At 64.0% G+C, this 17,065-nt stretch carries 13 protein-coding genes and 4 pseudogenes; 13 read left to right on the plus strand and 4 right to left on the minus strand.

Annotated features, from left to right (window positions below; all coding sequences use genetic code 11):
• Positions 1–511: 511 nt before the first annotated feature.
• The 3 genes from ACVWYI_RS07160 to ACVWYI_RS07170 all read right to left on the minus strand — a co-directional run bounded on the left by ACVWYI_RS07160 (position 512) and on the right by ACVWYI_RS07170 (position 5,087).
• The gene (locus ACVWYI_RS07160) at positions 512–1,597 is read right to left on the minus strand and encodes an IS5 family transposase (RefSeq protein WP_456661595.1); all 1,086 of its coding nucleotides are present in this window, start codon (positions 1,595–1,597) and stop codon (positions 512–514) included.
• 210 nt (positions 1,598–1,807) lie between these two features.
• Positions 1,808–3,232 (minus strand): methyl-accepting chemotaxis protein, encoded by a 1,425-nt coding sequence (locus ACVWYI_RS07165; protein WP_456661596.1) that lies wholly within the window; start codon positions 3,230–3,232, stop codon positions 1,808–1,810.
• 109 nt (positions 3,233–3,341) lie between these two features.
• A complete protein-coding gene (locus ACVWYI_RS07170; protein ID WP_456661597.1) occupies positions 3,342–5,087 on the minus strand; it encodes a methyl-accepting chemotaxis protein in 1,746 nt (581 codons plus the stop codon).
• A gap of 205 nt (positions 5,088–5,292) precedes the next feature.
• Here ACVWYI_RS07170 and ACVWYI_RS07175 point away from each other — a divergent pair, with 205 nt between their 5' ends.
• The 8 genes and pseudogenes from ACVWYI_RS07175 to ACVWYI_RS07210 all read left to right on the plus strand — a co-directional run.
• The gene (locus tag ACVWYI_RS07175; protein ID WP_247341753.1) at positions 5,293–6,039 is read left to right on the plus strand and encodes a YebC/PmpR family DNA-binding transcriptional regulator; all 747 of its coding nucleotides are present in this window, start codon (positions 5,293–5,295) and stop codon (positions 6,037–6,039) included.
• A gap of 70 nt (positions 6,040–6,109) precedes the next feature.
• Positions 6,110–6,638: pseudogene (gene ruvC / locus ACVWYI_RS07180) on the plus strand (crossover junction endodeoxyribonuclease RuvC).
• The gene (gene ruvA, locus ACVWYI_RS07185) at positions 6,635–7,252 is read left to right on the plus strand and encodes a Holliday junction branch migration protein RuvA (protein WP_354102994.1); all 618 of its coding nucleotides are present in this window, start codon (positions 6,635–6,637) and stop codon (positions 7,250–7,252) included. Before ruvC ends, ruvA begins: the two are co-directional and overlap by 4 nt.
• Before the next feature lie 20 nt (positions 7,253–7,272).
• Entirely contained in the window at positions 7,273–8,307 is a 1,035-nt protein-coding gene (ruvB, locus tag ACVWYI_RS07190) for a Holliday junction branch migration DNA helicase RuvB (protein ID WP_456664491.1), read from the plus strand.
• 129 nt (positions 8,308–8,436) lie between these two features.
• Positions 8,437–9,357, plus strand: coding sequence for a metallophosphoesterase (locus ACVWYI_RS07195; RefSeq protein ID WP_247341740.1), 921 nt, complete (start codon positions 8,437–8,439; stop codon positions 9,355–9,357).
• A 111-nt stretch (positions 9,358–9,468) separates the two neighbouring features.
• Positions 9,469–9,873: a tol-pal system-associated acyl-CoA thioesterase gene (gene ybgC, locus ACVWYI_RS07200; protein ID WP_456664492.1), complete on the plus strand. Its 405-nt coding sequence runs from the start codon at positions 9,469–9,471 to the stop codon at positions 9,871–9,873.
• A gap of 77 nt (positions 9,874–9,950) precedes the next feature.
• On the plus strand, positions 9,951–10,418 hold the full coding sequence (locus ACVWYI_RS07205) for a nuclear transport factor 2 family protein (protein WP_456661598.1): 468 nt from the start codon (positions 9,951–9,953) through the stop codon (positions 10,416–10,418).
• 145 nt (positions 10,419–10,563) lie between these two features.
• Positions 10,564–10,949: pseudogene (locus tag ACVWYI_RS07210) on the plus strand (amidohydrolase family protein); the annotation flags it as partial.
• Here the strand turns inward: ACVWYI_RS07210 and ACVWYI_RS07215 are convergent.
• Positions 10,939–11,856 carry a LysR substrate-binding domain-containing protein gene (locus ACVWYI_RS07215; RefSeq protein WP_456661599.1) on the minus strand — a complete coding sequence of 306 codons (918 nt, stop codon included), beginning with the start codon at positions 11,854–11,856 and terminating at the stop codon, positions 10,939–10,941. The pseudogene ACVWYI_RS07210 and the gene ACVWYI_RS07215 overlap by 11 nt on opposite strands.
• A 275-nt stretch (positions 11,857–12,131) precedes the next feature.
• Between ACVWYI_RS07215 and ACVWYI_RS07220 the strand changes: the two genes are divergently transcribed.
• From ACVWYI_RS07220 to ACVWYI_RS07240, 5 genes and pseudogenes are all read left to right on the plus strand, one after another.
• On the plus strand, positions 12,132–13,166 hold the full coding sequence (locus tag ACVWYI_RS07220; protein WP_456648408.1) for an ABC transporter substrate-binding protein: 1,035 nt from the start codon (positions 12,132–12,134) through the stop codon (positions 13,164–13,166).
• A gap of 23 nt (positions 13,167–13,189) precedes the next feature.
• A pseudogene (locus tag ACVWYI_RS07225) lies at positions 13,190–14,231 on the plus strand (ABC transporter ATP-binding protein).
• Positions 14,228–15,103 carry an ABC transporter permease gene (locus ACVWYI_RS07230; protein ID WP_247447453.1) on the plus strand — a complete coding sequence of 292 codons (876 nt, stop codon included), beginning with the start codon at positions 14,228–14,230 and terminating at the stop codon, positions 15,101–15,103. Before ACVWYI_RS07225 ends, ACVWYI_RS07230 begins: the two are co-directional and overlap by 4 nt.
• On the plus strand, positions 15,100–15,906 hold the full coding sequence (locus ACVWYI_RS07235) for an ABC transporter permease (RefSeq protein ID WP_456661600.1): 807 nt from the start codon (positions 15,100–15,102) through the stop codon (positions 15,904–15,906). Before ACVWYI_RS07230 ends, ACVWYI_RS07235 begins: the two co-directional genes overlap by 4 nt.
• An 8-nt stretch (positions 15,907–15,914) precedes the next feature.
• Positions 15,915–17,052: pseudogene (locus tag ACVWYI_RS07240) on the plus strand (NAD(P)/FAD-dependent oxidoreductase).
• Positions 17,053–17,065 lie beyond the last annotated feature (13 nt).

Genomic DNA, 17,065 nt, shown 5'->3' on the forward strand with positions numbered 1-17,065 from the left:
ACAATAATCATATCGATGCGAAACGATGAAGCGTCGACATTTCCGGCAATGCATATTTGCGCAACGAGCGCGTCAGGCCATGACGTTCACGAATTTGTGCGGCGATCGCTGCAGTGATTTTGGGCTAATTGATATGATAAGCGTCATTTTCTGACGCGTTTTCGTCGCGTGCGTCATCGATCGCCGCAGATGATCGTGCAAATGCGCAAAATCATGCGATGACGAAAGTCGTGCGATTGTGGAAGTCGACCGACGGCGAGCACGGTGCAGTTCTGACGCGATCGATCGCAACGGCCAGCCGCCGGATCAACGATGCGATAGCCAACATGCGCGATGATGCCATCGTGCGCCTGTTTTGCCCGACGAGGCAACCGCTTCGGAGGCGCCTAGCAGTCTGCTGAAAAACCTTGAAATGGAGAATTTTCATTTTTCCGCCGGTCGTTTTGGAACGGCGCGGTAGAGTTGGATGTAATTTCGAGCTTGTTATTGAGTGTGCCCCGGCGCGGGGTGGCTATGCGGCGAGCAGTTTGGGAATTCGGATCAGGTTATAGGCGATCAGATTAAGCAGGAAGTCGGCGGCGACGCGAGCGATGCCCCGATGTTTGGTCTTGCGCATGGTGCCATGCTGCTTGCCCCATCCGAAAATGCACTCGACCATCGCCCGGCGCGATTGCGACATGCCGTATCCCGGATGCCGCGTGGTTCGTTCGTCGATCGCGCTGTTACGGTTCTTGCCGGTTTTGGTGATGGCCTGGTTCTGTGTCACATGCGGCGTCACGCCGATGGCGCGAAGGTTGGCGACATGATCGGCCGTATCGTATGCCTTGTCCTCACCAGCCGTGATGCGGCGACCTGCGGCTTTGCGTCTCGCCTTCAGCATGACCTCCGCAGCCCGGCGTTCGGCGGTGCCATTGGCATGCGTGACCCTGCCGGCCACCGCCAGCCCATGCCGGTTCTCCATGGTGGCGTGGCCCATATAGCAAAGCTTGGCCTCCCGTCCGGCCGCCTTGCGATAAAGCCTGCTGTCCGGGTCACTGGTGCTCGCATGGGTGTCGTTCTTGCGTTTCTGGCCATGGAAGTTGGCGCCGTCATCATCGTCGCCGCTGCCGTCCTTGGGGCGAAAACTCTTCTGCGAAGCCCAGGCTTCGATCAGCGTTCCGTCCACCGAAAAATGCTCGTCCGACAATAGCGGCTTGACCTGAGAATGGTTCAGAAGCCTGGTCATGAACTTCGTGAACACATCGCCGTTCTGCAGCCGCTCCCGGTTCTTGGTAAAGGTGGTCGGGTCCCAGACCGGATCGTCCGGCGACAGTCCCACGAACCAGCGATACAAAAGATTGTAGTCCAGCTGCTCCATCAGCTGGCGTTCCGAGCGGATGCCGTAGAACACCTGCAGCAGCAAGGCGCTCAGCAATTGCTCCGGAGGGATCGAAGGACGTCCCTCGCTGGCGTATAGCTTTCCAAGGCTGCGGTTCAAATCATTCAAAACATCCCGGACAAGTTCCCGGACCTTCCGCAGCGGATGGTTCGCTGGCACACGTTTATCCGGCGCGATGTACGAAAACAGGCCGCCCTGATCCGTAAACCTGCCGCGCATGATCGTCTCCGCCGATTCGAGATGATAAAGTGAATCATCAAGTCCCCTCCCTGGCGAGGGGGTTTTTCAGCAGACTGCTAGATCGACGGATTCATCAGGGGCTTAAGCCATTGATTCTGCTTGCCCCGGCTACTGTGCATGGGGTTGTTTTCGAGGTTTTCGATTCAGGGACGCCAGAGCGCCGTCGCGGCAGGCGCGTCGCGACGACCGTCAGCCCTGCCGAAAGCCCATCCGGAAGGCGCCCCAGTGCTTGCCGCGGATCATGATCGGTGAGGACAGATCCTTCATCAGCACGAACTGCCCGCCGCCCATGTCGCGGCGATAGGTCTGGAGCAGGAACGGCTTGGTGTTGGCCGCGACCTTCTGCACCGCGCGATCGGTGAACAGGCGGCGGTTGCGGCAATTGGCGTTATTCCAGACCGGGTCCTTGCCCTGGGGCAGGCGATAGTTCGGGTTGTGCGTCGGCAGATAGCCGCCCTTGGCCCATGCGACGCAGAACACGATCCGGGAATCGGATTTCTGGATCGGATCCTGGATCGCGGGCAGCAGGCGGTCGGTGAACTCGACATAGCTGGTATTGTACTGCTTGGGATCGCTGCCGGAGATTTCCCGGTAGTTCTCGTCCATGAACCGATCGAGCGTCATCTCGCCGCGGTCGATTGCGGCTTCGAACTCATCCGAGATCCGCTTTGCGGTCTCGACGACGACGCGGATCAGCGGCGCATCCGATGTCTCGACGCCGCTGTCGGCGATCATTGCGATCAGGCCTTCGGACGTGTCGAGCAGTTTGGTCACGCGCTGATCCGCGTTCTTGAGATCGCGCGAGGACAGGTCAACGCCCTTGGCAAGCTCGTTGAGCTCGCTGATGACGGTGTCGCAGTGTCCGAGATTGGAGGTCGCCGCGCGCGTGACGCTGCCGATTTCCGCTTCCACGGAGGCGAAGCCCTGCTGGACCCGCGAGATGATGCCGGAGATCTGCTGGGCGCCTTCGCCGGCAGTCTTTGCGCGCTGCGAGGCGTCGCTGCTCTCCCCGATCAGGCCTTCGATCTGGCCGTCGAGATCACGCACGGTCTCGGAGATCTGGTGCGTGGCCTGGCGGGTGGCTTCCGCGAGGTTCTTCACCTCGCTTGCGACCACCGCGAAGCCGCGGCCGGCATTGCCGGCGCGTGCCGCCTCGATGGTGGCGTTGAGCGCAAGCAGATTGGTCTGCTTCGCGATCGCCTCGATCGAGCCGGACACTTTTGCGACTTGTGCCAGCGCTGAGCCGACCGCGCTGAGCCGCGCCTCGATGCGTTCGACGGCTGCGACGAGCTCGGAAATGTGGTTGACCGCAGTGTCGACGGCATTGCGCGACTGCGCGATCTCGCCGACCGCCGCTGACGTGGTCGTTTGCACCGCCTGTGACGCATTGGCGATGTCGTGGTTGGCCGACACCATCGTCTCGGCGGTTTCCTGGAGGTGATGGAATCGTTCCGACTGGTTCGCGACGCGGTGTGCGACTTCCTGGACGTTGCCGGCAATGTCGGCGAGTTCCACGCCGAGGCCGCCGATGCGGTCGGCGAGCTGATCGATCAGCCGTTCGGCAAGCGTTCGGTTGCAGCCGGTGTCCAGTACTGCAAATTGTACGACGGACATGTCTTGAGAGTCCTCCAGTCAGAGCCGTTCGCCGGCTCTCCGCGGCATTCCCATTCCAGTTTCGATCTTAAGAGGTGATTCGCGCTTTGATGTCTTGCCTGAGCGCGCACTAGAGCTTGTAGGCCGTCCTGAATCCGCCCCAGTGCCGGCCCTGCACGCGGATCGGGACGTCGATCTCGCGCATCATCACCGTATTTCCGTTGCCCATGTCGCGCGCATAGCTCTGGACCAGATACGAGCGCAGGTTGTGCGCGGCGGCCAACCCCGCCGGATCGTTGAACATCCGCCGGTTGCGGCCGTTGGCGGTGTTCCAGGCGACATCGCCCGGTCGCTGCAGATGCGAATAGATTTTGTTGTGGACCGGCAGGAAGCCGTTGCGATCGACCATGGCGCAGAACGCCAGGCGCGGATCCTTCGCCAGAAACGCTTCCTGGAACGGCGGCAACGCGCGGTCGGCCCAGTCCAGATATCTGGTGCGGTATTGCTGCGGATCGGTCCCGGCGATTTCGGCATAATCGGTGTCGAAGAGGTCGTTGATGCCGACATCGCCGCGTGCAACCGCCTGCTCGAAGATTCCGGTCAGCGCGTTACCCGCCGCCATGGCACGGGTGACGAACTCCGTGTTTTCTTCGTGGATCGACCAGAGCCTGTCCTCGATCTTTTCGTTGAGCGCGGCATTGGGAGCAACGAATTGCGCGCGGGCGCCGGCCTTGGATTGCTCGACCACGCGCAGGCGGCAGGCCCCGACGTCCTCGAGAGTACCTTCGATCATTGCTTGCGGTGCAAGGCGGCCCGCGTCCGCGCCGCCGATCAGCACGCCGTCCATCGATATCTCGTAGACCGGCAGCACCCCGCGAGCGGTTTCGAGCTTGAGATGGCAGGGCAGCCGCTCGGTCTTGCGGCGGTCGTCATGCTCGCTCTGGCGGAGCAGCACGGCGCAACGCGATTTCAGTTTCTGTGCGAAGGCGGTCACGGCCTTGCCGGCGCTGGCGACGTTCTCGCCGTGGGTCTCGGCCGCCTTGGTCGCAGCATCGATCTCGGCCGCGCTTTCGCCGACCGAGACGATGAACTCTGACGCACTTGTCGCGTTGCCGGAGACTTCGCTGGTGGTGGCGTTCTGTTCGGCGACCGCGCCGTTGACCGTCTCGAATACCGGGCGGATAGCCTCGATCGCCTGCGAGATGCGGTGCACCGCGTCCGCGGAGCCGGCGGCATCGCGTTGGAGCGCGTCGATCTTCCTGGTGATCTCCTCCGTCGCGCCCTGGGTCTGTACCGCGAGAGCCTTGACCTCGGTGGCGACGACCGCAAAGCCTTTTCCCGCATCACCCGCACGCGCAGCCTCGATGGTCGAGTTGAGGGCGAGCAGCGTCGTCTGCCGCGCGATCTGTGCGATCAGATTGACGACGTTGCCGATGGCGGCCGAGGACTCGCGCAAGCGATCGACATTGGCGCGGGCTTCCTGAGCCGCGGCGCTGGCCTCGTCGGCGAGCTTGCCGGCTTCGCGAACCTGTGCGCCGATTCCGTGCGCAGACTGGGTGAACTTGTCGGCGGCATGGGCGAAGGTCGAGGCGTTCGATTGCGCGGCATTGGTCCGGCCGGTCAGCGCGTCGGTGCGGTCGCGGATGGCGGCAAGCGTCGTGGCGGTCGCCCCGGCGCCGTCGGCCACCGAATTGGCGGCGCGCTCAAGCTGGCGAATCATCGCTCCCAGCTCGAGTTCCAGCAGTTCCAGGATTTCCTTGGCGGAATCGCCCTCGACGGCCGGAGCGGGCTCGGAATTGACCGGCTGCGCAGCCTGCGGGGTTGCCGCAGGCGCAGCCATGTCCGGCAGACGCTTCCGAAATAGTCCGAACACCATCAGGTCTCTCTTGTCGGGGAACGGTCGGACGCGATTTTCGCAGGCTGGAATGAAATCAGGGTTAACGATGCCTGACATCTAGGCAGGGGCCACTACGCTATTACCTTAAAGTCGTAGAGCCTCTTTCATTCCAGTGGGGTGGCGGCCTATAAGGCCGCGCTTCCCACGCTCATCTTGGCGCACGATTCCCTAGAGAAGATCACGCATGGCCGGACATTCCCAATTCAAGAACATCATGCACCGCAAGGGGCGGCAGGATGCCCAGAAGTCGAAATTATTCGGCAAGCTGGCGCGGGAAATCACCGTCGCGGCCAAGCTGGGGACGCCAGACCCCAACATGAACCCGCGCCTGCGTGCGGCCATCATCGCGGCGCGCCAGGAGAACATGCCGAAGGACAATATCGAGCGCGCCGTCAAGAAGGCGCTCGGCAATGACGGCGAGCATTATGACGAGATCCGCTACGAGGGTTACGGCCCCGGCGGCGTCGCCGTCGTCGTGGAGGCGCTGACCGACAACCGCAACCGTGCCGCTTCCGACATCCGCTCCTTCTTCACCAAGTCCGGCGGCAATCTCGGCGAAACCGGCTCGGTGTCCTTCATGTTCGACCGCACCGGCATCATCGAATACGACCGCAGCGTCGCCTCCGACGATGCGGTGCTGGATGCCGCGATCGAAGCCGGCGCCGACGACGTGATATCGAGCGAAGGCGGCCACGAGATTTACGCCTCGACCGAAGGCTATCGCGACGTCGCCAAGGCGCTCGAAGCCAAGTTCGGCGAGCCGCGCAAGGCGGCGCTGATCTGGAAGCCGCAGAACACGATCGCGGTGGACGACGAGACCGGCGAGAAGCTGATCAAGCTGATGGATTTGCTCAACGAGCATGACGACGTCCAGCACGTCTACGCCAATTTCGAGGTGTCGGACGCGCTGCTGGCGAAGATGGGCGGGTAGGGCCCACTTCCCCTGTTACTTCCGTTCTGTTTCTGTTTCCCCCACGGCAGCCAGCCGCTATCAATGGCCCATGACTGCGCTCCCGATTCGCGTCCCCGTTCGCATCATCGGCATCGACCCCGGCCTGCGCCGCACCGGCTGGGGCGTGATCGAGGCCGAGGGCAACCGCCTGATCTACGTCGCCTGCGGCTCGGTGGAACCGCCGGACGATTTGCCGCTCGCAAGCCGGCTGCTCGCGATCCATGAAGGGCTCGCCGCGATCTTGTCCGTTCACAAGCCGATGGAAGCGGCAGTCGAACAGACTTTCATCAACAAGGACGGCGCTGCGACATTGAAGCTTGGTCAGGCCCGCGGCGTCGCCATGCTGGCGCCCGCAATATTCGGCATCAGCGTTGCCGAATACGCGCCGAACCAGGTGAAAAAGACGGTGGTCGGCGCCGGCCATGCCGACAAGCACCAGATCGCGATGATGCTCAAGATCTTGCTGCCCAAGTCCGATCCGCCGTCCGCGGACGCCGCCGACGCGCTCGCCATCGCCATCACCCACGCCCATTCATCGCACGAGCACGGCGCTCAGGCTGAAGGTGGTGGGGTTATGATCGGCAAGCTCAAGGGCCTGATCGATTCCTACGGCGAGGATTTCGTCATTCTCGATGTCGGCGGTGTCGGTTATCAAGTGCATTGCTCGTCGCGCACGCTGCAGCATCTGCCGTCGCCGGGCGAGGCCGCCGTGCTCTCGATCGAGACCTATGTCCGCGAGGACCAGATCAAACTGTTCGGCTTCCGCAGCGACCACGAGCGCGAATGGTTTCGCCTGCTCCAGACCGTGCAGGGCGTCGGCGCCAAGGTCGCGCTTGCCGTGCTCGGCACGCTGCAGCCTTCCGACCTCGCCAACGCGATCGCGTTGCGCGACAAGGCCGCGGTGGTGCGCACGCCCGGCGTCGGCCCCAAGGTTGCCGAGCGCATCGTCACCGAACTGAAGGACAAGGCGCCGGCCTTCGCAACTATTGACCCGGCCGTGGTGCATCTTGCCGGTGCCGTTGACGACCAGCGCGCGCCGCGGCCCGTCGCGGATGCGATCTCCGCGCTGGTCAATCTCGGCTACGGCCAGCCGCAGGCGGCTGCGGCCATTGCATCGGCATCGCGCAGCGCCGGCGAGAGCGCCGAGACCGCGCAGCTCATCCGGCTAGGCCTGAAGGAGCTGTCGAAGTGAGCGACCCGAAGGCCAACCGCATGGTCACGCCCGAGCGCCGCAGCGATGATGTCGGCGATACCGCGCTGCGCCCGCAATCGCTGTCTGACTTCGTCGGCCAGCAGCAGGCGCGCAAGAACCTCTCGATCTTCATCGAGGCGGCACGCAAGCGCGGCGAGGCGCTGGATCATGTGCTGTTCGTCGGCCCGCCCGGCCTCGGCAAGACCACGCTGGCGCAGATCGTGGCCAAGGAGCTCGGCGTCGGCTTTCGCGCGACGTCGGGCCCGGTGATCGCCAAGGCCGGCGATCTCGCAGCACTCCTCACTAATCTCGAAGAGCGCGATGTGCTGTTCATCGACGAGATTCATCGCCTGAGCCCGGCGGTGGAAGAAGTGCTCTATCCCGCGATGGAGGACTTTCAGCTCGACCTCATTATCGGCGAAGGCCCGGCGGCACGCTCGGTGAAGATCGAACTGTCGAAATTCACCCTTGTCGGCGCCACCACGCGTGCCGGCCTTCTAACCAATCCCTTGCGCGACCGCTTCGGCATTCCGATCCGGTTGAATTTCTACACGATCGAAGAGCTCGAGAGCATCGTCACCCGTGGTGCGCGCGTGCTCAATGTCGGCATGAGCGCGGATGGCGCCAACGAGATCGCGCGCCGCGCCCGCGGCACGCCGCGCATCGCCGGCCGGCTGTTGCGCCGCGTACGCGATTTCGCCTCGGCGGTCGATGCCGACAGGATCGATCGCAAGATTGCCGACCACGCGCTGAGCGCGCTCGAGGTCGACGCCGCGGGCCTCGACGCCATGGACCGCCGCTACCTCACGACCATCGCGCAGAACTATGGCGGCGGCCCGGTCGGCGTGGAGACGATGGCAGCCGCTCTGTCCGAGCCGCGCGATGCGATCGAAGACATCATCGAGCCCTATCTGATCCAGTGCGGCTATCTGCAGCGCACCCCGCGCGGCCGCCTGCTCACTTCGCACGCCTTCCGCCATCTCGGCATCAGCGAGCCCTCGCGCGATGCGGCGGCACAGTTCGGCCTGTTCGGCACCGACGAAAGCGACGACTGACCTGCGCAAGTGCTGAGTGCTCGGGCCATCATGAATTTCCGGTAATCTCGTGCAGAGGGTCTGCACAAACGCACCCCATTTTCGCTCCAATCGGATCGCATCAAGAAGCTGCATCACGATCGGTCTTCCATGATCACGCGTCGTCACCTCATCCGTTCCATCGGTGGTCTGTCCGCCCTCGGCCTCTCGACCGCTGCCTATGGCTTTGCCGTCGAACCGGTGGTGCGACTTAGCGTCACCCGCTATCATCCAACCCCGCGGCAATGGCCTGCGGATTTTCCGCTGAAGATCGCCGTGATCGCCGACATCCATGCCTGCGATCCCTGGATGTCGCTGGAGCGGATCGAGGCCATCGTCGATCGCACCAACGCCCTGAACGCGGATATTATCGTGCTGCTCGGCGACTATGTCGCCGGTCTGCACCAGGTCACGCGCATCATTCCGGCGAGCGAATGGGCCAAGGTACTGGCCGGCCTCAGGGCGCCGCTCGGCGTCCATGCCGTCATGGGCAATCATGACTATTGGGCCGACAGGACCGTGCAGCAGGCCGGGCAGGGGCCGACGGTCGCGCATCGCGCGTTGGAGGCGGCCGGCATTCCCGTCTACGAGAACGACGCCGTGCGGATCACCAAGGACGGCCGCGCGTTCTGGCTCGCGGGGCTGGGCGATCAACTCGCTTTTCTGCCGGCGCGACGCTTCCGGAGCACGGGACACTTCGGCGCCGACGATCTCGCCGCGACGCTTGCCAAGGTCACCGACGACGCGCCGATCATCCTGCTCGCGCATGAGCCTAACGTCGCGCTGCGCGTGCCCGCCCGCGTCGCGTTGCAACTGTCCGGCCACACCCATGGCGGCCAGGTCCGTCTGCTCGGCTGGTCGCCGGCCGTTCCGCCGCAGCATGGCCTACGGCTCGCCTATGGTCATGTCCGGCTGAAATGCGACGTCATCATCTCCGGCGGCCTCGGTTGCAGCATCCTGCCGCTCCGCGTCGGCGTGCCGCCTGAGATCGTCGAGGTGACGCTGGGGCGGACGGGCGCGGTTGTGTCCTAGCCGCGCTTGCGTGTCCGGCCGTTTTTGCGCAAAACGGGCCTCTATCTGAAACAAGAGGCTCGCGACGTGACAGCTCATCTCGACGGCGAGATCCGCGACGGCCGCCATCATATGCAGGTCCGGGTCTATTACGAGGACACGGATTTTTCCGGCATCGTCTATCACGCCAATTATTTGCGCTTCATGGAGCGCGGGCGGACCAATCATCTGCGGCTGATGGGTGCCGAGCAGCAGGCGCTGTTCGAGCAAGCCGAGACGGAAGAGGCGAGCTTCGCCTTCGTGGTGCGATCGATGCATCTGGATTTCCTCAAGCCCGCCCGGATGGACGACGTGCTCGACGTCGTGACCTGGCCGGTCGCGGTGAAGGGCGCCTCGATCATGCTGGCGCAGGAGGTGCGGCGCGGGGAGGACGTGCTGGTGAAAGCCGAGGTGCGCGTCGCCTTCATCAGCGGCGGCCGCGCCCAGCCGATCCCGAAGTCGATCCGCGCCATGATGAAGGCTGATCTGATTTCGTGATCGTGCGATAGCGGACGGCCTCTCGACTCCGCGGCATGCAGGCGTAGATTGCGCTCCCGTCAACCGATGAGGCCATCATGTCGCGCCCGCCGCTTCCGCCCTTCACCCGTGAGACCGCCGCGCAGAAGGCCCGCATGGCCGAGGACGCCTGGAATTCGCGCGACCCGGTGCGCGTCTCGCTCGCCTATACCGAGGACAGTCGCTGGCGCAATCGTTCGGAATTGTTTCAGGGCCGCGAGGCCATCGTCGCATTCCTCACCCGCAAATGGGAGAAGGAGCAGGAGTACCGCCTGATTAAGGACCTCTGGGGCTTCGACGGCAACCGTATCGCGGTGCGCTTCCAGTACGAATGGCACGACGCGAGCGGCCAATGGTATCGCTCCTACGGCAACGAACAGTGGGAGTTCGACGAGCACGGGTTGATGAGGCGGCGCGAGGCCTCGATCAACGACATCGCGATTGCGGAGAAGGACCGGCGGTTTCACTGGCCGGCGCCGGGGCCGAGGCCGGCGGATGTGCCGGGGTTAGGGACCGATCCGTTCTGAGATTTCAACCCTCATGGTGAGGAGCCGTGAAGCGGCGTCTCGAACCACGCAGGCCCTGCTGCTGCACCTCGGCCTCTATCCTTCGAGACGCGCGCAACGGGCGCGCTCCTCAGGATGAGGGGTTGGACTTGCGCACCAGAAACCGCTCGGCGAACTCAATGCAGCTTCGCTGATCTCCAAGATCACCTCAGCGCGCGCCGTCGCGAACTCGCCCGAACTGATCGAGGCGAACACGGCGGTCGCCGCTGACGTCATCAAGCGGCCTGACCTCGGCCGCATCGAGCCGGGGGCGACCGCCGATCTCACCGTCGCCGATCTGATCCATCCGGATCTTCAGCCGCTGTTCGATCCGCGCCGCGCGCTGATCGCGCTCGCCAACCGCGCCAATATCGATCAGGTCATGGTCGACGGCCGCATGCTGATCGATGCCGGCCGTTATCTCGGCGCCGACGAGGCGGCGATCATGGCCGCCGGCACCGCTGCGATCGGCAAGATCTGGGACCTGAGGCGCAAGCCGCATTCAACGGCTGAGCGTCGCTTCGTCCTCGAATTCGGCGAGCGACTTGCGCATGGTCTCGACGAGATCCAGTGCCACCGGCGACGGGCTGCGCTGTGCGGGGAAAACGGCTGAGAACTCGAAGTCGATGCGCGGCAGGAAGCGGCGCGCGATGACGCCGCGGGTTGAAAATTCCTGCGCGGTGAAGGGATCGCAGATCGCGACCCCGAGGCCCGACGACACCATGCCGCACATGATTTCCGACAGTGTGGTCTCGACCCTGAGCACGCGGCGGACGTCGCTGCGGTGGAAGACCTGATCGACGAGGTGCCGGCTCGACGACCCCGCCGATAGCGAGATGAACGTCTCGCCCTCGAAATCGCCCGGCTCCAGCACTTCCTTTTCTGCAAGCCGGTGTCCGGTCGGCAGCACCGCGACACGCGCCAGTGACGGTAGCCGCTGGCTCGGCAGGCCGGAATGCGCGATCGGCACCTCGGCAAAGCCGATGTCGCATTGATTGTTCAGCACCCAGTCGACCACGATCGGCGAGATCACACCGAAGAAGGCGAGGTTGAGGTTCGGCCGCTCCTTCAGAAAATGTCCGGCAAGCCGCGGCAGATAGCCATTCGACAGCGCTGGAAGTGCGGCGATCCGCAGCGAGCCGGTGCGGCGGCCACGGATTTCCTCGGCTGCCGCCGTGATGCGTTCGAGGCCGACGAAGGAGCGCTCGACCTCGGTATAAAGCGCCATCGCTGCGGCGGTCGGCACGAGCCCGGTGCCGCGCCGCTCGAACAGCTCCATCTTCAGCAGCGCCTGAAGGTCGCGCAGCAACCGGCTGACCGCCGGCTGCGTCACGGTCATCAGCGCCGCCGCCTCTGTCACGCTGCCCGTCAGCATCGTCGCCCGGAAGGCCTCCACCTGCCGCGAATTGATCCGCGCCATCCCGAATTCCATTCATAACATTTCGGCATGCAAGGGTTGCCATTATTCATTGGACGATGGAAGGCTAGGTTTGCGATCTTTTTCATCAGAGCTGGAGAGAGCCCGCTTTTTCGGCAGATTGGAGGGGTTCAAACCTCCGGATCGCGTCGAAACCTGTCGAGCAGGGGCCGGAGCCCTGATTGGTGTCGGGTTGGCGCGGAAGGGAATGCGGAAGGCGCTTCGGCTCATGAGACTCGTCGGCACGTCACCTCACCTCGGTATGGAGATCGGACCACATGAAGACTTTTCGCCTTCTGACAGCGGTCGGCATCGCGGCTCTCATGGCCGCCCCCTCGGTCGCCTCGGCCCAGCAAAAGACGCTCTATGTCGCCGGCTATGGCGGCTCGTTCGAGAAAACCATCCGTGACGAGGTGATCCCGACGTTCGAGAAGGAGAACGGCGTCAAGGTCGAATACGTCGCTGGCAACTCCACCGACACGCTGGCAAAGCTTCAGGCGCAGAAGGGCAACCAGCAGATCGACGTCGCCATCGTCGACGACGGCCCGATGTACCAGGCGATCCAGCTCGGCTTCTGCGGCAAGCTTGATGGCCTGCCGGCCGATCTCTACGACACCGCCCGCTTCAAGGACGATCGCGCTGTCGCGATCGGCATCGTCGCCACCGGCCTGATGTACAACACCAAGGTGTTTGCGGAGAAGGGCTGGGCGCCGCCGACTTCCTGGAACGATTTGAAGGACACGAAATACGCAAAACAGCTCGTGATCCCGCCGATCAACAACACCTATGGCCTCGAAGCGCTGGTGATGCTGTCGAAGATGAACGGCGGCGGCGAGTCCAATGTCGATTCCGGCTTCAAGATCTTCAAGGAGCAGATCAATCCGAACGTGCTGGCCTATGAGCCGTCGCCGGGCAAGATGACCGAGCTGTTTCAGTCCGGTCAGGCCGTGATCGCGGTATGGGGCACGGGACGCGTGCAGAGCTTTGCCAATACCGGCTTCCCCGTCGACTTCATCTACCCGAAGGAGGGCGCGGCGACGCTGCTGACGACGGCATGTCCAATCACCAAGCCGAACGTCTCGCCGCTCGCCTCGAGCTTCATCAAGAAGCTGCTCGACCCAAAAATCCAGCTCGTGTTGCTGAAGGACTACGGCTACGGCCCGGTGCTGAAATCGCTGGTGGTCCCGCCGGAGCTCGGCAAGATGGCGCCGATCGGCGAGCGCGCGGCAAAGCTCTACAATCCGGACTGGACGGTCATCAACGACAAGCGCGAGGAGTGGACCAAGCGCTGGAATCGCGAAGTCGAGCGCTGATCGGTCATACCGGAGACAGTGCCATGGCCTATCTCGAACTCGAAGGGATCGCCAAGCAATTCGGAGCGCAGACTGTCGTCGACGACTTCAGTCTCGCGGTGGGGAAGGGGGAGTTCATCTCCTTCCTCGGCCCCTCCGGCTGCGGCAAGACAACGACCCTGCAAATGATCGCCGGCTTCCTCGATCCCACCCGCGGCGCGATCCGGCTGGAGGGCAAGGACCTGATCGCGATCCATCCGGCCAAACGCGGGCTCGGCATCGTGTTCCAGAGCTACGCGCTGTTTCCGCACATGACCGCGGCGGAGAATGTCGCCTTCGGCCTCGAGATGCGTAAGGTGGCGCGCTCAGAGCGGGCCGAGCGCGTCCGCGCCGCGCTCGCGATGGTCGGTCTCGCCGGCTACGAGGACCGCCATCCGCGCCGCATGTCCGGCGGCCAGCAGCAGCGCGTGGCGCTGGCGCGCGCGCTGGTGATCAAGCCGAGCGTGCTGCTGCTCGACGAGCCGCTGTCCAATCTCGACGCCAAGCTGCGCGAGGAGATGCAGATCGAGCTGCGCCAGATCCAGCGCACCATCGGCACCACCACGATCCTGGTCACCCACGACCAGAACGAGGCGATGTCGCTGTCCGACCGCATCGTGGTGATGAGCCAGGGCCGCATCGAGCAGATCGGCACGCCGCAGGAGACCTATGAGAAGCCGGCCTCGGCCTTCGTCTCGCAGTTTTTAGGCAAGACCAACGACTTTGCCGCGACGATTGATCGGACGAGTGCGCCTGCGCGATTGATCGCCGGCTCGTGGAGCGCGCCCGCGCCTGCCGGGCTCAGCGGTCCCGTGACCGTCAGCATCCGCCCTGAGCGGATTGGCTTTGGCGATACGGGACTCGGCGCGAAGATCGTTACCCGCATCTTCCAGGGCAATCACTGGCTGATTCCAGTGCGACAGCGAATGCGGCCCGGCGACCGTGATCCGCCAGAATGACGGCGAGAGGCAGCCGGTCGAGGGTGAGGCCGTTCGTCTCGTCTGGCGTCCGGAGGATATGGGTGTGCGCGGAGGAGCCTCCGCATGAGCGTGGCTGCTGAGGAGCGGAACGCACGCGCGCCCTGGGCGCTGACCGCGCCAGCCCTGATGCTGTTCGTCGGCGTGTTGCTGATCCCGCTGGCAATGACCGTGATGCTGTCGTTCCACGACTGGGGTCAGTACAAGGGCATTGAGCCGGTCTTCATCCTCAAGAACTGGCACGAGATCGTAACCGACCCCTATTACGCCGAGATGTTCTGGCGGACGTTTCGCATCGCGATCCTGACCACGCTGCTCACCGCCGTGCTCGGCGCGCCCGAAGCCTACATCCTCAACCGCATGAGCGGACGCTGGAAGAGTGTCTTCCTCCTCGTGATCCTCGGGCCGCTGTTGATTTCCGTGGTGGCGCGAACGCTCGGCTGGGCGCTGCTGTTCGGCGGTAACAACGGCCTCGTCAACAAGCTGCTGATGTCGGCCGGGTTGATCCGCGCACCCATTCCCTTCATGTTCACCGAAACCGGCATGGTGGTTGCGCTCGCGCATGTGATGATGCCGTTCATGGTGCTCTCGGTGTGGGCCGCGCTGCAGCGGCTCGATCCGCAAATCGAGAATGCCGCGCTGTCGCTCGGCGCCGGCCCTGTAACCATCATCCGCCGCATCATCATGCCGCAGATCATGCCGGGCGTGCTGTCGGGCGCAATCATTGTGTTCTCGCTCTCAGCTAGCGCGTTTGCGACGCCCGCGATCATCGGGGGACGCCGGCTCAAGGTCGCGGCGACGCTCGCCTATGACGAGTTCCTCAACACGCTGAACTGGCCGCTGGGCGCGGCGGTCGCCACGTTGCTGCTCGCCGCGCTGGTCTTGATCGTCGTTGGCAGCAACGCGCTGATCGAGCGCCGTTACGCGGAGGTGTTCCGATGAGCCGGAACGGCCCGCTCGCGCTGATCTTCCACACCATCTTCGTCATCGTCATGGTGGCGCCGATCCTCGTGGTCTGCCTCGTCGCGTTCACGCCCGAAGGCTTCCTGTCGCTGCCGACCAACGGGTTTTCGCTGCGCTGGTTCAGGGCGATCGCCAACTATCCCGAATTCATTCACGCCTTCTGGATCAGTCTTGGCCTCGGCGCGCTGTCCTCTTTTGTGGCGCTGTTGTTCGCGGTGCCGGCGGCGCTGGCGATCGCGCGCTATCGCTTCCGCGGCCGCGATGCGCTGGCCGCGCTGTTTCTGTCGCCGCTGATGATCCCGCATGTCGTGCTCGGCATCGCCTTCCTGCGCTTCTTCACCTCGGCCGGCCTCGGCGGCAGCTTCGCGGCGCTGATCATTGCGCATGTCATCATCGTGTTTCCGTTCGCGCTGCGGCTGACGCTTGCGGCCGCAACCGGCATGGATCTCTCGGTCGAGATGGCCGCGGTCTCGCTCGGCGCCGGCGGCTGGACGCTGTTCCGCCGAGTCACCTTGCCGCTGATCCTGCCCGGTGTCATCAGCGGCTGGGCGCTCGCCTTCATCCAGTCCTTCGACGATCTCACCATGACCGTCTTTCTCGCGGCACCCGGCACTGAGACATTGCCGGTGCGCATGTTCCTCTACATCCAGGACAACATCGATCCGCTGGTGACGTCGGTCTCGGCCTGTGTGATCGCGATCACCATGACCGCCCTCATTCTGCTCGACCGCTTCTACGGGCTCGACCGTGTGCTCGCCGGCAAGGGCGATACGGGACGATAGGAGAACTCATGTCAGGGGATTACGACGTCGCCGTTGTCGGCGGCGGATTGCTCGGCTCCGCCATTGCCTGGGGCCTCGGCAGGCTCGGCAAGAGCGTCGCCGTGCTTGACGAGGGCGACATCGCCAAGCGCGCCTCGCGCGCCAACTTTGCCCTGGTCTGGGTTCAGAGCAAGGGCTTGGGCATGCCAGGCGTATACGGTGTGGACTGTGCAGGCGTCACAAGCATGGGGAAGGCTTGCTTCGGAGTTGAAGCAGCAGACCGGTCTCGATGTTTCGCTTCAGCAAAATGGCGGCTTCCATCTGACGCTCGGCGAAGACGAGTTCGGCCAGCGCGCCGAACTGGTCAAGCGCATGCACAACCAGACTGGTGCGGCCGACTACAAGATGGAGATGCTCTCCGCATCCGACGTGAAGAAGTCGCTGCCGCTGATCGGCCCCGAGGTGTCCGGCGGCAGCTATTGCCCGCTCGACGGCCACGTCAATTCGCTGCGAACGTTCCGAGCGTTCCACACCGGCTTCAAGGCGTTCGGCATTGACTATTTTCCGGAGCGCCGGGTTTCGGCTATCAGCAAAAGCGGTGGTGAATTCAAGTTGGCCACGCCGAAGGGCGAGCTTCGCGCCGCCAAGATCGTGCTGGCCGCCGGCAACGCCAACCAGACGCTCGCGCCGATGGTCGGTCTCTACGCCCCGATGGGCCCGACCCGCGGCCAGATCGTGGTGACCGAGCGGACCATGCCGTTCCTGCCGCATCCCCTGACCACGATCCGCCAGACCGACGAGGGCACGGTGATGATTGGCGACAGCAAGGAAGACGAGCTCGACGATCGCGCGCTGAAGCACTCGATCAGCGCCGTGATGACCGATCGCGCCCAACGGATGTTTCCGCATCTGTCGCGGCTCAACGTGGTCAGGAGTTGGGCCGGCATCCGCGTCATGCCGGAGGACGGCTTTCCGATTTACGACCAGTCGGAGACCCATCCCGGCGCTTTCGTCGCCTGCTGCCATTCCGGCGTGACGCTCGCCTCCAACCACGCTTTCGAGATCGCGCGGATGGTCGCTCAAGGTTCGCTCGAGCCGGAGCTGGTCGGCGCGTTCTCGGCCAGCCGTTTTCGTGCCGCCGGCGCTGCGAACAACAGCGGCTACTAGAGATATTGAAGGA

This window comes from Bradyrhizobium sp. LB13.1, from assembly GCF_054056815.1.

What these genes read in the sequence shown, in the direction of transcription:
- ACVWYI_RS07175 (WP_247341753.1), top strand. Translation starts at nt 5,293, where the DNA reads ATGGCCGGACATTCCCAATTCAAGAACATCATGCACCGCAAGGGGCGG.
- ACVWYI_RS07205 (WP_456661598.1), top strand. Translation starts at nt 9,951, where the DNA reads ATGTCGCGCCCGCCGCTTCCGCCCTTCACCCGTGAGACCGCCGCGCAG.
- ruvA (WP_354102994.1), top strand. Translation starts at nt 6,635, where the DNA reads ATGATCGGCAAGCTCAAGGGCCTGATCGATTCCTACGGCGAGGATTTC.
- ACVWYI_RS07165 (WP_456661596.1), bottom strand. Translation starts at nt 3,232, where the DNA reads ATGTCCGTCGTACAATTTGCAGTACTGGACACCGGCTGCAACCGAACG.
- ACVWYI_RS07170 (WP_456661597.1), bottom strand. Translation starts at nt 5,087, where the DNA reads ATGGTGTTCGGACTATTTCGGAAGCGTCTGCCGGACATGGCTGCGCCT.
- ACVWYI_RS07220 (WP_456648408.1), top strand. Translation starts at nt 12,132, where the DNA reads ATGAAGACTTTTCGCCTTCTGACAGCGGTCGGCATCGCGGCTCTCATG.
- ACVWYI_RS07160 (WP_456661595.1), bottom strand. Translation starts at nt 1,597, where the DNA reads ATGCGCGGCAGGTTTACGGATCAGGGCGGCCTGTTTTCGTACATCGCG.
- ruvB (WP_456664491.1), top strand. Translation starts at nt 7,273, where the DNA reads ATGGTCACGCCCGAGCGCCGCAGCGATGATGTCGGCGATACCGCGCTG.
- ACVWYI_RS07230 (WP_247447453.1), top strand. Translation starts at nt 14,228, where the DNA reads ATGAGCGTGGCTGCTGAGGAGCGGAACGCACGCGCGCCCTGGGCGCTG.
- ACVWYI_RS07195 (WP_247341740.1), top strand. Translation starts at nt 8,437, where the DNA reads ATGATCACGCGTCGTCACCTCATCCGTTCCATCGGTGGTCTGTCCGCC.
- ybgC (WP_456664492.1), top strand. Translation starts at nt 9,469, where the DNA reads ATGCAGGTCCGGGTCTATTACGAGGACACGGATTTTTCCGGCATCGTC.
- ACVWYI_RS07235 (WP_456661600.1), top strand. Translation starts at nt 15,100, where the DNA reads ATGAGCCGGAACGGCCCGCTCGCGCTGATCTTCCACACCATCTTCGTC.
- ACVWYI_RS07215 (WP_456661599.1), bottom strand. Translation starts at nt 11,856, where the DNA reads ATGGCGCGGATCAATTCGCGGCAGGTGGAGGCCTTCCGGGCGACGATG.